Annotated in this window: 10 protein-coding genes; 7 read left to right on the top strand and 3 right to left on the bottom strand. The window is 71.8% G+C overall.

The annotated features are described in order from the left end of the window. Positions 1-36: 36 nt before the first annotated feature. Both M2271_RS03895 and manD read right to left on the bottom strand, forming a co-directional pair. On the bottom strand, positions 37-1479 hold the full coding sequence (locus M2271_RS03895) for a mannitol dehydrogenase family protein (protein WP_280885637.1): 1443 nt from the start codon (positions 1477-1479) through the stop codon (positions 37-39). Beyond that, complete coding sequence (gene manD, locus M2271_RS03890; protein WP_280885636.1) at positions 1476-2684, bottom strand: D-mannonate dehydratase ManD; 1209 nt, start codon at positions 2682-2684, stop codon at positions 1476-1478. The genes M2271_RS03895 and manD overlap by 4 nt, the downstream gene beginning before the upstream one ends. A 186-nt stretch (positions 2685-2870) precedes the next feature. Between manD and M2271_RS03885 the strand changes: the two genes are divergently transcribed. From M2271_RS03885 to M2271_RS03875, 3 genes are all read left to right on the top strand, one after another. Then, positions 2871-3584: a GntR family transcriptional regulator gene (locus M2271_RS03885; protein ID WP_280885635.1), complete on the top strand. Its 714-nt coding sequence runs from the start codon at positions 2871-2873 to the stop codon at positions 3582-3584. Positions 3585-3775: 191 nt separating this feature from the next. Continuing rightward, positions 3776-5257 (top strand): MFS transporter, encoded by a 1482-nt coding sequence (locus M2271_RS03880; RefSeq protein WP_280885715.1) that lies wholly within the window; start codon positions 3776-3778, stop codon positions 5255-5257. A gap of 98 nt (positions 5258-5355) precedes the next feature. Further along, complete coding sequence (locus M2271_RS03875; RefSeq protein ID WP_280885634.1) at positions 5356-8730, top strand: pyruvate carboxylase; 3375 nt, start codon at positions 5356-5358, stop codon at positions 8728-8730. A 140-nt stretch (positions 8731-8870) separates the two neighbouring features. Here the strand turns inward: M2271_RS03875 and M2271_RS03870 are convergent, their stop codons facing one another. After that, a complete protein-coding gene (locus M2271_RS03870) occupies positions 8871-9452 on the bottom strand; it encodes a TetR/AcrR family transcriptional regulator (protein ID WP_280885633.1) in 582 nt (193 codons plus the stop codon). A 153-nt stretch (positions 9453-9605) separates the two neighbouring features. Between M2271_RS03870 and M2271_RS03865 the strand changes: the two genes are divergently transcribed. Genes M2271_RS03865 through M2271_RS03850 form a run of 4 tightly spaced genes read left to right on the top strand, consistent with a single transcriptional unit; the run spans position 9606 to position 14491 of the window. Further along, entirely contained in the window at positions 9606-10163 is a 558-nt protein-coding gene (locus M2271_RS03865) for a 2Fe-2S iron-sulfur cluster-binding protein (RefSeq protein ID WP_280885632.1), read from the top strand. Next, entirely contained in the window at positions 10160-11152 is a 993-nt protein-coding gene (locus M2271_RS03860) for a xanthine dehydrogenase family protein subunit M (protein ID WP_280885631.1), read from the top strand. The genes M2271_RS03865 and M2271_RS03860 overlap by 4 nt, the downstream gene beginning before the upstream one ends. Next, complete coding sequence (locus M2271_RS03855) at positions 11149-13266, top strand: xanthine dehydrogenase family protein molybdopterin-binding subunit (RefSeq protein WP_280885630.1); 2118 nt, start codon at positions 11149-11151, stop codon at positions 13264-13266. Before M2271_RS03860 ends, M2271_RS03855 begins: the two co-directional genes overlap by 4 nt. Beyond that, positions 13259-14491: an XdhC family protein gene (locus tag M2271_RS03850; protein ID WP_280885629.1), complete on the top strand. Its 1233-nt coding sequence runs from the start codon at positions 13259-13261 to the stop codon at positions 14489-14491. Before M2271_RS03855 ends, M2271_RS03850 begins: the two co-directional genes overlap by 8 nt. The last annotated feature ends 76 nt before the right edge of the window (positions 14492-14567 follow it).

Genomic DNA, 14567 nt, shown 5'->3' with positions numbered 1-14567 from the left:
GGCCCCGGCGCAGGGTGGCTCACCAGCGGGGAGGGATCAGATCTCGACGCGTCCGGCGCGCAGCGCCGGAAGCCGGCCGGCGACTGCGGCCACGAGGGCGTCGTCCGCCGCGAGGTCCGCCGCACCGAGGACGCGCAACAGCGCGCGTACTGCCTGCAACGGCCCGGTCGCGGCGCTCCAGCAGCCGGCGAGCGCCTCCGCCGCGGGGTCGGCGAGGACGTCGGCGGCCCGGTCGGTGCTCACCACCCAGGCGGCGAGGGCGAGTTCCAGCACCGGCGTACCCGCACCACGCTCCCGCAGCGTACGCAGGGCGGGCAGCCAGCGTTCCGTGATCTTCAGTGATGCGTCGGTACCGATCTGCCGCAGCAGGTGCCGCATGGCGGGATTGCGGAACCGTACGACGAGGTCGTCGGCGTAGGCGACCGGGTCGGGCCGGCCCGCGGGGAGCGTCGGGGCGACCTCCGCGCACAGGGCCCGAACCAGGCGTTCGCCCCAGTCGGCCGCCATCGTCTCGGCGATCGTGGTGAGTCCCGCGGCCGTGCCGAGGCAGGCCAGTGCCGAGTGGGAGCCGTTCAGCAGCCGCAGCTTGGTCAGCTGGTACGGCGTCACGTCCGGGACGAACAGGGCGCCGTCCCGCTCCCAGGGCGGCCGGGGAGCGGCGAAGGTGTCCTCCAGCACCCACTGCCGGTACGGTTCGGCCGTCACGCACAGGGCGTCGCGTACGCCGAGAGCGGCCTGTGCCGTCGTCCGGTCGGCCTCGCCGGTCGCGGGCACGATCCGGTCCACGACCGTCGAGGGGAAGGTGACGGACGAGGCCATCCGGTCCAGCACCCACGCACGGTCCGGCCAGCCGGACGCCCGTACGAAGTCGTGGACCACCCTGCGCAGCGCGCCCCCGTTGTCCGCCATGTTGTCGCAGGACACGACAGCGATCGGAGGTGCGCCGGCCCGCATCCGCGCCGCCAGCCCGGCGGCGAGGCGCCCGACCACCGTGCCGAGCGGCCCGGAGGGGTCCGCCGCGAGGTCGGCGGCGACCGGCGGGGCCGCACGGTCCAGCCCGCCGGTCGCGGGAGAGCGGTGGTAGCCCTTCTCGGTCACGGTGAGCGTCACCACCGTCACCCCGGGGTCGGCGAGCAGGGCGTCGACGGCCTGGGCGCCGGGGCCCATGGCCAGCGCGTCGACGACCGAGCCCACGACCCGCGTCAGGTGTGCGTCCGGACGGCGTTCGGTGAGCGAGTACAGACAGTCCTGGTCCCTCAGGGCTCGTACGGTCTCGGTCGACCGGGGCGCGACCGCGGTGATGCCCCAGGGTTCGCCGGAGAGGGCGGCGGCCTGCTCGGTGTACACCGCCTGGTGCGCCCGGTGGAAGGCGCCGAGCCCGAAGTGGACGACACGGGTGCGCAGTTCGGCGGGATCGACCGCGGGCCGCAGCGCGGGCGGGAGCCGCAAGGCCGCCGCGCGGTTCAACAGGGCGCTCACCAGTCGTGCACCGACCCGTCGAGGCGGCGCGCGACGGGCAGATAGCGCCGCTGGTAGGGGAACCGTTCGGCCGCCTTCTCGTCGTACTCGACGCCCAGGCCCGGATCCTCGGAGGGGTGCAGCATGCCGTCGGCGAAGGTGACCCCGGAACGGAAGACCTCGGCGGTCTCGTCGGGGTGGCCCATGTACTCCTGGATGCCGAAGTTCGGCACGGCGAGGTCGAGATGGACGGCGGCGGCCATGCTGACGGGGGAGAGGTCGGTCGCCCCGTGCGAGCCGGTGCGCACGTGGTAGAGCGCGGCGAGGTCGAAGATCCGCCGCAGGTGGGTGATGCCGCCGGCGTGGACGACGGTGGTGCGGACGTAGTCGACGAGCTGTTCGGTGATGAGGTGCTGGACGTCCCAGATCGAGTTCATCACCTCGCCGACCGCGATCGGTGTCGTGGTGTGCTGCCGGATCAGCCGGAACGCCTCCTGGTTCTCGGCCGGTGTCGGGTCCTCCATCCAGAACAGCCGGCAGCCCTCGACGCTCTTGCCGAACCGGGCCGCCTCGATCGGGCTCAGCCGGTGGTGCACGTCGTGCAGCAGATGGAAACCGAAGCCGAAGCGTTCCCGTACGGCTTCCAGGTAGGCGGGCGCGAAACCGAGGTAGGCCTCGGTGTCCCAGGGCTGCTCCTCGGGCAGTTCGGTCGCGGCGGGCTCGTAGACCTTGCCCTTGCGCACTCCGTACGTCCCGCCGACGTCGGGCACGGCGGCCTGCGCCCGTACGGCCTTGTAGCCCAGCTCCAGATAACGCTCGACGTCGTCCAGCAGGGAGGGCACGTCGGTGCCGCTGGCGTGCGAGTAGACCAGGACGCCGTCCCGGGAGCGGCCGCCGAGGAGCTGGTAGACGGGCAGACCGGCCGTCTTGCCCTTGATGTCCCACAGGGCGGTGTCGACGGCGGCTATGGCGGTCATGGTCACCGGTCCCCGCCGCCAGTACGCCCCCTTGTAGAGGTACTGCCAGATGTCCTCGATGCGGGCGGGGTCCCTCCCGACCAGCAGCGGGGCCACGTGGTCGCGCAGATAGCTGGCGACGGCCAGTTCACGGCCGTTGAGGGTGGCGTCACCGAGTCCGGTCACGCCGTCGGTGGTGGTGATGCGCAAGGTGACGAAGGTGCGGCCAGGGGAGGCGACGAACACCTCCACACGCTCGATCTTGCTCACTGCGGGCTCCTAGGTCGGGCTCCTGGATCGGACTCCTGGATCAGACTGGATTGTCCTCCTGGACCGGACTCCTGGATCGGACTGGATCGGCCTCGGATCGACTCCTTGGTCGCGAAGTACTTGTATACAAGCATCTGTCGCGCAGAAGGGCAATACTTGTGTCGCCGCTCTACGTACGATGGGCACATGGCTCATACCAACGGGCGGCGGACGAGCCGGCGCGACATCTACGTGAAGTTGCGCCAGATGGTCCTGGCCCTCGAACTCGCCCCGGGCGCCGCGCTGTCGGAGAACGAACTCGCCGCGTCCCTGGGTGTCAGCCGCACTCCGGTGCGGGAGAGCCTGATCCTGCTGGCCCAGGAGGGGCTGGTGCAGGTCTTCCCGAAGATCGGGTCGTTCGTCTCCCGGGTGGACCCGGCGCAGGTCGCCGACGCGCAGTTCCTGCGGGAGGCGGTGGAACTCGCCTCACTCGACGACCTGCCCGAGGACCTCGACGCCCCACTCGTCGAGGAACTGCGGCACAACCTGAAGCGCCAGCGGCACGCGGACCTCGGCCTGGAGGAGTTCTTCGCCCTGGACGAGGCGTTCCACCACGGCCTGATGCGGCTGAGCGGTCACGGCGACGTCTGGACCACCGTCGCCGCGGCCAAGGGCCACCTGGACCGGGCCCGGCGGCTCGGCCTGCACGAGAACGTGTCCCCGGCCGTGTTCGCCGCCCAGCACCACGAGATCCTCGACGCGGTCGTCGGCGGGAACGTCCCGCTCGCCCGTACCGCCATGCGCACCCATCTGCGGGCCGTCTTCCAGGACATCGAACGCATCCGCGCGCACTCGCCCGAACTGTTCGCCGCCGACGCCTCCACGGTGCCGGTGCGGCGCAACGTCGTCGTCTGGGAGTGACCCGTTCCGGGCCCGACGGCCGAGTGGTGACGGCCCGAGCACCGGCGTACGGTCGAACGGTGGACGCCACCGTTCACCCCTTCGTCGCGGGGGCGTGAGCCCCCGAGAGACGGCACCCCATGAGCAGCAGCCCGCAACCGACCTCCGCAGGGCAGGCCACCACCCGGGAAAACGGCGGTGGCGGAAACGTGATGGCCCTACTGGTCATCGCCTCGTGCCAGTTGATGGTGGTCCTGGACATCACCATCGTGAACATCGCGCTGCCGGACATCCAGCGCTCCCTGGGCTTCTCCACCACCAGCCTGGCCTGGGTGGTCAACGCCTACACCCTCACCTTCGGCGGTCTGCTGCTGCTCGGCGGCCGGACCGGCGACATCCTCGGCAGACGGCGCGTGTTCATCTTCGGTGTGCTGCTGTTCGTGCTCGCCTCCCTGCTCGGCGGGCTCGCCCAGAACGAGGGCCAACTCCTCGCCGCACGCGCCGTCCAGGGCGTCGGCGGCGCCATCGCGTCCCCGACCGCGCTGTCCCTGGTCAGTACGACCTTCCGCGAAGGCCCCGAACGCAACCGGGCCTTCGGGGTCTTCGCCGGGGTCTCGGCGGCCGGCGGCGCGATCGGGCTGCTCGCCGGGGGGATGCTCGTGGAGTGGTTGAACTGGCGGTGGGTGCTCTTCGTCAACGTCCCCATCGGGCTGCTCATCGTCCTCGCCACGCCCCGTTGGATCAGGGAGTCCGAACGCCACCCGGGCCACTTCGACATCACCGGCGCGCTGACCTCCACCATCGGCATGGTCCTGCTGGTGTACGGGTTCATCAGGGCCGCGCAGGAGGGCTGGCGGGACGCGCTCACGCTGGGCTCGTTCGGTGCGGCCGTCGTCTTCCTCGCCTTGTTCATCCTGGTCGAGAGGCGTTCGAAACAGCCGATCACACCGCTGCACATGTTCGCCGACCGAAACCGCGCCGGAACCTACGGCATCATGCTCTGCCTCTCAGCCGCGATCTTCGGCATGTTCTTCTTCCTCACCCTCTTCGTGCAGGACGTGCTGAACTTCAGCCCGCTGGCCACCGGGTTCGCCTTCCTGCCGGTCACCGTGGTCATCGCGATCGGCGCCGGGCTGGCCTCGCGATTCCTGCCGACGTACGGACCCAAACCCTTCATGGTGGTGGGCGGGATCCTGGCCGCGTCCGGGCTGGCCTGGCTGACCCTGACCGGCGTCCACTCCACCTACGCGGGCAGCGTCCTCGGCCCGATCCTCGTGTTCAGCCTGGGCATGGGCATGGAGTTCGTCTCGCTCACCCTGATGGCCTTGTCCAACGTCCCGGTCCGGGAGACCGGCGCGGCCTCCGGACTGCTCAACGCCACCCAGCAGGTCGGCGGCTCGCTCGGGCTGTCCATCCTGGTCACCACGTTCGGCACGGCCAGCACCAACGAGGCGCAGAAGCAGGTGCCGGGCTTCCTGTCCCAGGCGACCCCGGCCGAACGTCTGCGCTTCGAACACACCGGTCAGCTCCCGCGTCCCTGGTCCGACGAAGTCCTCACGGCCGGGGTCTCGGCCGCCTTCGTCGTGGCCGCGATCTTCGCCGTGGTCGCCGCGCTGATCGCTCTCCTGGCCATCCAGGTCCGCTCCTCGGATCTGGAGCGACTGAAGGGCGGGGTGGGGGCCGGTCCGGTCTGATCCCCCGCGACACCTTCGACGTGACCCGGGTCTCATGGCATGGTCGGGGTAGAGCCGGGACCATGAGGTACTTCACCGGCAGGCCGAAGGGAACGGGAATGCTCCGCAAGGTACTGGTCGCCAACCGTGGTGAGATCGCGATTCGCGCGTTCCGCGCCGGCTACGAGGTGGGCGCGCGGACCGTCGCTGTCTTCCCGTACGAGGACCGCAACTCACTGCACCGGCTGAAGGCCGACGAGGCCTACGAGATCGGTGAACCCGGGCATCCCGTACGGGCCTACCTGTCCGTCGAGGAGATCATCCGCGCCGCCCGCCAGGCCGGCGCCGACGCCGTCTACCCGGGGTACGGCTTCCTGTCCGAGAACCCCGACCTCGCGCGCGCCTGCGAGGAGGCGGGCATCACCTTCGTCGGACCGAGCACGCAGATCCTGGAGCTGACGGGCAACAAGGCCCGCGCGGTGGCCGCGGCCCGCGCGGCCGGCGTCCCGGTCCTGGGCTCCTCGGCGCCCTCCGGCGACGTGGATGAACTGGTCCGCGCCGCCGACGACATCGGCTTCCCCCTCTTCGTCAAGGCGGTGGCCGGCGGTGGCGGACGCGGGATGCGCCGGGTCGAGGAGCCCACGCGGCTGCGGGAGTCCATCGAGGCGGCGGCCCGCGAGGCGGCGTCCGCGTTCGGCGACGCCACCGTCTTCCTGGAGAAGGCCGTCGTCGAACCCCGCCACATCGAGGTGCAGATCCTCGCCGACGGCGACGGCAACGTCATCCACCTCTTCGAACGGGACTGTTCGGTGCAGCGCCGGCACCAGAAGGTGATCGAGTTGGCGCCCGCGCCCCACCTCGACCCGGAGCTGCGCGAGCGGATGTGCGCCGACGCCGTGCGCTTCGCCCGGGAGATCGGCTACCGCAACGCGGGCACCGTCGAGTTCCTGCTCGACCGCGAGGGCAACCACGTCTTCATCGAGATGAACCCGCGCATCCAGGTCGAGCACACGGTCACCGAGGAGGTCACCGACGTCGACCTCGTCCAGGCGCAGCTGCGCATCGCCGCCGGCGAGACCCTGGCCGACCTCGGGCTGTCCCAGGAGACGGTCACCCTGCGCGGCGCCGCCCTCCAGTGCCGGATCACCACCGAGGACCCCGCCAACGGCTTCCGCCCGGACACCGGCAAGATCAGCGCCTACCGCTCGCCCGGCGGCTCGGGCATCCGGCTCGACGGCGGAACCACCCACGCCGGTACGGAGATCAGCGCCCACTTCGACTCGATGCTGGTCAAACTCACCTGTCGCGGCCGGGACTTCACCACCGCGGTCAACCGCGCCCGGCGTGCGCTGGCCGAGTTCCGCATCCGGGGCGTGTCCACCAACATCCCGTTCCTACAGGCCGTCCTCGACGACCCGGACTTCCAGGCGGGCCGGGTCACCACGTCGTTCATCGAGCAGCGTCCGCACCTGCTGACCTCCCGCCACTCCGCCGACCGCGGCACCAAGCTGCTCACCTATCTGGCCGACGTGACGGTGAACAAGCCGCACGGCGAGCGACCCGAACTGATCGACCCGAGCAGCAAACTCCCGCCGATCGCCGGCATCGAGCCCGCCGCCGGTTCGAAGCAGATGCTCACCGAACTCGGCCCCGAGGGTTTCGCCCGCCGGCTGCGCGAGTCCCCGACCATCGGCGTCACCGACACCACCTTCCGGGACGCGCACCAGTCGCTCCTCGCCACCCGCGTCCGCACCAAGGACATGCTCGCCGTCGCCCCGGTGGTGGCGCGCACCCTGCCCGAGCTGCTGTCCCTGGAGTGCTGGGGCGGCGCCACCTACGACGTCGCCCTCCGCTTCCTCGCCGAGGACCCGTGGGAGCGGCTGGCCGCCCTGCGCGAGGCCGTCCCCAACCTCTGCCTGCAGATGCTGCTGCGCGGCCGCAACACCGTGGGCTACACCCCGTATCCCACCGAGGTGACCGACGCCTTCGTGCAGGAGGCCGCGGACACCGGCATCGACATCTTCCGGATCTTCGACGCACTCAACGACGTCGGCCAGATGCGCCCCGCCATCGACGCCGTACGCGCCACCGGCACGGCGATCGCCGAGGTCGCCCTCTGCTACACCTCCGACCTGTCCGACCCGAACGAGCGGCTCTACACCCTCGACTACTACCTCCGCCTGGCCGAGCAGATCGTGGACGCGGGCGCCCACGTCATCGCCGTCAAGGACATGGCCGGCCTGCTCCGCGCCCCGGCCGCCGCGAAGCTCGTCTCCGCCCTGCGCCGGGAGTTCGACCTGCCGGTGCACCTGCACACCCACGACACGGCGGGCGGCCAGCTCGCCACCTACCTCGCGGCGATCCAGGCCGGCGCGGACGCCGTGGACGGGGCGGTGGCCTCCATGGCGGGCACCACCTCCCAGCCGTCGCTGTCGGCGATCGTGGCCGCGACCGACCACTCCGAACGGCCCACCGGCCTCGACCTGAAGGCCGTCGGCGACCTGGAGCCGTACTGGGAGAGCGTCCGCCGGATCTACGCCCCGTTCGAGGCGGGCCTCGCCTCGCCGACCGGACGCGTCTACGACCACGAGATCCCCGGCGGCCAGCTCTCCAACCTGCGCACCCAGGCCGTCGCCCTGGGCCTCGGCGACCGCTTCGAGGACATCGAGGCCATGTACGCCGCCGCCGACCGCATTCTCGGCCACCTGGTGAAGGTCACCCCGTCCTCCAAGGTGGTCGGCGACCTCGCCCTGCACCTCGTCGGCGCCGGCGTGTCACCCGAGGAGTTCGAGGCAACGCCCGACAAGTACGACATCCCGGACTCCGTCATCGGCTTCCTGCGCGGCGAACTGGGCACCCCGCCCGGCGGCTGGCCGGAGCCGTTCCGCAGCAAGGCGCTCAAGGGTCGGGCCGAGGCCAAACCCGTACAGGAACTGACCGCCGAGGACCGCACCGGCCTGGAGAAGGACTGTCGCGCCACCCTCAACCGGCTGCTGTTCCCTGGCCCGACGCGCGAGTACGAGACCCACCGCGAGAGCTACGGCGACACCAGCCTGCTGGACAGCAAGGACTTCTTCTACGGCCTGCGGCCCGGGAAGGAGTACGCCGTCGACCTCGAACCCGGCGTCCGGCTTCTCATCGCGCTGGAAGCCGTCGGCGAGGCCGACGAACGCGGGCTGCGGACCGTGATGTCCACCCTGAACGGTCAGCTGCGTCCGATCCAGGTGCGTGACGCCGCGGCCTCCTCCGACCTCCCCGTCACCGAGAAGGCCGACCGCGCCGACTCCGGCCATGTCGCCGCGCCCTTCGCGGGGGTGGTGACCCTCACGGTCGCCGAGGGCGACGAGGTGGACGCGGGGGCCACGGTCGCCACCATCGAGGCGATGAAGATGGAGGCCGCGATCACCGCCCCGAAGGCCGGCCGCGTGTCCCGGCTGGCGATCAACAAGATCCAGCAGGTGGAGGGCGGCGACCTGCTCGTCGAGATCGCATAGGCTGCCGCACCGCCGTCGCCTTCGGGGCCGACATCGGACCGGTCAGATCGGGCCGAGATCAGATCGGCTGGACAGGGCTGGTGGGCGTCCGCCGCGACGCTGTTCCACGGCATCAGGGACGAGGGGCCGGGGGCTCCGGCTCAGTTGCCGGGGGCGCCGGCTCGCAGTCCGTCCATGACGAGGTCCAGCAGGCGGGTCGCCCGCGGCTGCCAGTCCTCGTAGGGGGCGAGCTGCCACAGGCCGGCGATGGCCAGCAAGAAGTCGTCCCCCGTCACTCCGGGACGGATCGTGCCCGCCTCCTCGCAGGCGCGGAGCAGAAGGCCGGCCGCCTCCGTCACCGCGGTGTGGCCCGGTTTCGCCACGTTCCCCGGCGAGGTGGACATGACCTGACGGATCGCCTCCGCCATGCCCGCCTTGGTCATCGCGAGCCGGGCGAGGTGGTCCATCCACGCGCGCAGCGCGCGGTCGGGTTCCCTGGTCTCGAGCAACAGGGGCGCGGCCTCGGCGACCTGCCGCATCTCGTGGCGGTAGATCTCGAGTACGAGAGCCTCGCGGTCGGGGAAGTTACGGTAGAACGTGCCCTGCCCGACGCCCGCCTTCTTGGCGATCGCGCTCAGCGGGGTGCAGGCGGACCGGGAGAGCTCGGCCAGGGCCACTTCCAGGATGCGTTCGCGGTTGCGCTGCGCGTCCGAACGCAGGGGCGTTTCCTTCTTCTGCCGCACTCGTCCTCCTCGCCGGCTTGTGTCCGGAACTCGTCCTTGCGAACCGGACAGCTGTCCACTACGTTCGCTGATAACGGACAGCTGTCCGTTTGAGCCCACTCTAGCGTCGAATCGACGCCCCGACGTGCCGGGATACGCGAAAGAAGGCTGATCATGGCCCCAGCCCCCTCGTCGACGTACAGCGACATCACCCTGAACATCAACGGCGAGAAGCACACCCTGTCCGTCGACCACCGCACCACCCTGCTCGACGCCCTGCGCGAGCGCCTCGATCTGACCGGCACCAAGAAGGGCTGCGACCAGGGACAGTGCGGTGCCTGCACGGTACTGCTCGACGGCCGCCGTGCGGTGTCCTGTCTGCAACTCGCCGTGGCCGCGGAAGGGCGGGAGATCGCCACCATCGAGGGTTTAGCCGAGGGCGACCAACTCCACCCGGTACAGCAGGCGTTCCTCGACCTGGACGGCTACCAGTGCGGCTACTGCACACCCGGGCAGATCTGTTCGGCGATCGCGGTGATCGAGGAACACGCGGCCGGCTGGCCCAGCGCCGTCACCGACGACGTCCGCCCCGAGGCCGGACCACCGCCCCTGAGCGCCGAGGAGATCCGGGAGCGGATGAGCGGGAACCTGTGCCGCTGCGGCGCGTACGTGTCGATCGTCCAGGCCGTGGCCCAGGCAGCGGAAGCGAAAACCAAGGAGGCGTCAGCGTGAGGGAGTTCGCATACGACCGGGCCGTCGACGTCGTTGGCGCCCTCGCCCTGCTCGACGCCGATCCCGACGCCCGTTTCCTGGGCGGCGGCACCAACCTCGTCGACCTGATGAAGACCGGCGTCGAGCGGCCCGCCCGGCTGGTCGACGTCCGCGACCTCCCGCTGGACGACATCGCGGTGACGGCCGACGGCGGCCTGCGCATCGGCGCGACCGTCACCAACAGCGACCTCGCCGCTCATCCCGAAGTCCGCCGCCGCTACCCGGCGTTGGCCCAGGCCGTGCTGGCCGGCGCCTCCGGTCAGCTGCGCAACATGGCCACCGTCGGCGGAAATCTGCTCCAGCGCACCCGCTGCGGCTACTTCACCGACGTGACCAAGCCCTGCAACAAGCGGGTCCCCGGCAGTGGTTGCCCCGCGATCGAGGGCGAGCACCACAACCACGCCATCCTGGGTGCCTCCGCGCACTGCGTGGCCACCCACCCCTCGGACATGGGCGTGGCGCTGACCGCCTTCGACGCGGTCGTCTCGTACGAAACCGCGGACGGACCGGGCGAGTTGCTCCTCGCCGACTTCTACCTGCCGGTCGGCGACACCCCGCACCGGGAGACCACGTTGCCGCCGGGCGCGCTGATCACCGGCGTCACCCTGCCGCCCGCTGAGGTGGCCGCCCACTCCCGCTACCGGAAGGTGCGCGAGCGCGCCTCGTACGCCTTCGCCATCGGCTCCCTCGCCGCCGCGCTCGACGTCCGGGACGGCGTCGTGCACGAGGCGCGCCTGGCGTTCGGGGCGGTCGCGTCCCGGCCGTGGCGGGCCGCGACCGCCGAACGCGTGCTGACCGGGGCGTCCGCCGACGCCGAGACCTTCGCCGCCGCCGCGGACGCCGAACTCGCCGCGGCGAAGCCGCTGCCGCACAACGGATACAAGGTGACCCTCATGCGCAACCTCGTGGTGGCCGTGCTCACCGAACTCGCCGAGGAGGCCGCCCGATGACCACCGCACCCACGGCGCGCAAGAACGCCGTCGGCACCTCGCACACCCGCGTGGAGGGCCGGGACAAGGTCACCGGGGCGGCCCGGTACGCGGGTGAGATCCCGTTCGCCGACCTCGCGCACGGCTGGCTGGCGCTGTCCACCGTCGCCCGTGGCCGCATCCGCTCCGTCGACACCGCTCCCGTCCTCGCCATGCCCGGCGTGGTCGCCGTCCTGCACCACGGCAACGCCCCGCGCGTCCGCACCGACTACATCGGCCTGCTGGGCGTCCCGGACCCGACCGCGACCGTCTTCCAGCACGACCGGGTGCCGCACCTGGGCTGGCCGGTGGCACTGGTCGTCGCCGACACCTCCGAGCAGGCCCGGGAGGCCGCCGAGGCACTGGTCGTGCACTACGAACAGGAGCCGCACGACGTCACGTTCACCGGCGAGCACCCCGACGCGTACCCCCTCGACAGCCATGCGCCCGCGGTGGTCGAGAAGGGAGACCTGGAGGCCGAACTCGCCGCATCCGCGGTCGTCGTGGACGCCGAGTACACGACCCCGGAAGAGCACCACAACCCGATGGAGCCGCACGGGGCGACCGCCCGCTGGGACGGCGGCCGGCTCGAACTCGTCGACTCCAACCAGGGCACCACCTGGGTCGCCGGCGAACTCGCGCAGATGTTCTCGCTCGACCCGTCCGCGGTACGAGTGCGCTCCGAACACGTCGGCGGCGGCTTCGGCAGCAAGGGCGTCCGCGCCCATCAGGTGGCCGCTGTGATGGCCGCGACCGAACTGCAGCGACCGGTCCGCGTGATCATGACCCGTCGGCAGATGTTCTCACTCGCCGGCTATCGCAGCCCCACGCGGCAGCGCCTGAGGCTCGGCGCCGACGCCGACGGCAGGCTGCGCGCGCTGGAGCACCGCTCCCTGAGCGCCACCTCCACCGTGCACGAGTTCATCGAGCCGGCCGCCGGGCCGGCCCGGACGATGTACGCCGCCGCCGCCCACCACACCCGCAACCAGCTCGTACGGCTCGATGTGCCGACCCCGACCTGGATGCGCGCGCCGGGCGAGGCACCGGGATCGTTCGCGCTGGAGTCGGCCTTCGACGAACTCGCCGAGAAGTGCGGTATCGACCCGATCGAACTGCGCGTCCGCAACGAACCGGAGACGGGCCCGGTGTCCGGCCTGCCGTTCAGCGGCCGCAACCTGATCGCCTGCTTCCGGGAAGGCGCCCGCAGGTTCGGCTGGGCCGACCGGGATCCGCGTCCCGGCCTGCGCCGCGAGGGACGTTGGCTGCTCGGCACCGGCACGGCCGCGGCCTCCTTCCCGGCGGGCGCCGGCCCCTCCACGGCGGCGGTGACCGCCGAGGCGGACGGCACCTTCACCGTGCGGGTCAACGCCGCCGACATCGGCACCGGGGCCCGGACCGCGATGACCCTGGTCGCCGCCGACACGCTGGAGACCGTGCCCGAAAAGGTTCGGGTGCGCATCGGGGACAGCGACCTCGGCCCCGCGTTCATCGCCGGCGGCTCCATGGGCACCCGCTCCTGGGCGTGGGCGGTCACCATCGCGGCCGCCGAGTTGCGGGAGCGGCTCGCCCTCGGCGTCGGCATCCCCCCGGAGGGCGTCACCGTACGGTCCGACACCACCGAGGCGATCGGCGCTCTCGAACGTAAGGAGCGGCACTCCTTCGGCGCTCAGTTCTCCGAGGTCGCGGTGGACGTGGCCACCGGCGAGGTGCGCGTGCGCCGCATGCTCGGCATCTTCGCGGCCGGCCGGATCGTCAACCCGCTCACCGCCCGCAACCAGTTCGTCGGCGGCATGACCTGGGGCATCTCCATGGCCCTGCACGAGGAAGCCGTCCGCGACCGCGCCTCCGGCGGCACCTACGGCGCCGACCTCGCGGGCTACCATGTCGCCGCCCACGCCGACGTACCGGCCATCGAGGCGGACTGGATCGACGACCCGGACCCCGACGACCCGGTCGGCATCAAGGGCATCGGCGAGATCGGCATCGTCGGCGCCGCCGCGGCCATCGCCAACGCGGTCTGGCACGCGACCGGCGTACGTCACCGGAACCTGCCGATCCGGCCCGACCGCGTCCTGATGGCAGGCACACGTGCTTGACATCGCCGAGGAGTTGCACCGCTGGGCCGAGGAGGGGCGGGAGTTCGCCGTCGCCACCGTCGTGGCCGTCGGCGGCAGCGCCCCCCGGGGACCGGGCGCCGCCCTCGCGGTCGACGGCGCGGGCACGGTGATCGGCTCGGTCTCCGGCGGCTGTGTGGAGGGAGCGGTGTACGACCTGTGCATGCGGGCGCTCCAGGAAGGTGCAACCGTCGTCGAACGGTTCGGCTACAGCGATGAGGACGCCTTCGCGGTCGGGCTGACCTGCGGCGGGATCATCGACATCATGGTCACCCCGGTCCGCGCGGACGCGCCCGCACGGCCGGTGTTCCGCTCGGCGCTGTCGGCCGCCGCCGAGGGCGAGCCGACGGCCGTCGCCCGGGTGGTACGCGGTCCCGCCGAACTCCTCGGCAGACCCCTCGTCGTGCGGCCGAGCGAAGCGAGAGGGGGGTCTCTCCGGACGGGGTCCGGGGCAGGCTCGTACGAAGGCGGGCTCGGCGGGTCGGCGGAGCTGGACCGTACGGCGGCGGCCGAGGCCCGGGCCCTGCTGGAGACCGGCCGCACCGGCACGGTCGAGCTGTCGGCGGACGGCTCGCGGTGCCCCGGCGGTCTGACCCTGCTCGTCGAGTCGAGTGTGCCGCCGCCCCGCATGATCGTCTTCGGGGCGGTCGACTTCGCCGCGGCACTCGTCCGGGTGGGTAAGTTCCTCGGCTACCACGTGACCGTGTGCGACGCCCGCCCCGTCTTCGCCACCCGGGCCCGCTTCCCCGAGGCCGACGACGTCGTGGTCGACTGGCCGCACCGCTATCTGCTGGGCACCGCGACCGACGCGCGCACGGTGCTGTGCGTGCTCACCCACGACGCCAAGTTCGACGTACCCCTGCTGGCGGAGGCGCTGCGGATGCCGGTCGCGTTCGTCGGGGCGATGGGCTCACGGCGTACGCACACCGACCGTGAGCGACGGCTGCGTGAAGTGGGGCTGACCGACGGGGAGTTGGCCCGGCTGCGGTCGCCGATCGGCCTCGATCTCGGCGCCCGCACGCCCGAGGAGACCGCCCTGTCCATCGCGGCGGAGATCGTCGCGACCCGGTGGGGAGGGACGGGAACACCGCTGACCGGGTCGGGAACGCCGATTCACCATGAGGAGGCGGACGGCGCGGGGACGAGCCCCGGCCGTCCGGCGAGGAACACGGTGCCGATGCGGTCGGGTGTGCCGAGCCTGCCGTAGATGTCGACTGTGTGCTGGTGAACCGTACGGTCCGAGATGCCCGGTCGGCGGCCCAAGTGGTGGCCGCCGACCGGGC

It is taken from the genome of Streptomyces sp. LBL (genome assembly GCF_029893585.1).
Taxonomy (GTDB): Bacteria; Actinomycetota; Actinomycetes; order Streptomycetales; family Streptomycetaceae; genus Streptomyces.
Note: the sequence above shows the minus strand (reverse complement) of the source record. Positions and strands in the feature narration are given on the sequence as shown.

What these genes read in the sequence shown, in the direction of transcription:
- M2271_RS03885 (WP_280885635.1), top strand. Translation starts at nt 2,871, where the DNA reads ATGGCTCATACCAACGGGCGGCGGACGAGCCGGCGCGACATCTACGTG.
- M2271_RS03880 (WP_280885715.1), top strand. Translation starts at nt 3,776, where the DNA reads ATGGCCCTACTGGTCATCGCCTCGTGCCAGTTGATGGTGGTCCTGGAC.
- M2271_RS03875 (WP_280885634.1), top strand. Translation starts at nt 5,356, where the DNA reads ATGCTCCGCAAGGTACTGGTCGCCAACCGTGGTGAGATCGCGATTCGC.
- M2271_RS03865 (WP_280885632.1), top strand. Translation starts at nt 9,606, where the DNA reads ATGGCCCCAGCCCCCTCGTCGACGTACAGCGACATCACCCTGAACATC.
- M2271_RS03855 (WP_280885630.1), top strand. Translation starts at nt 11,149, where the DNA reads ATGACCACCGCACCCACGGCGCGCAAGAACGCCGTCGGCACCTCGCAC.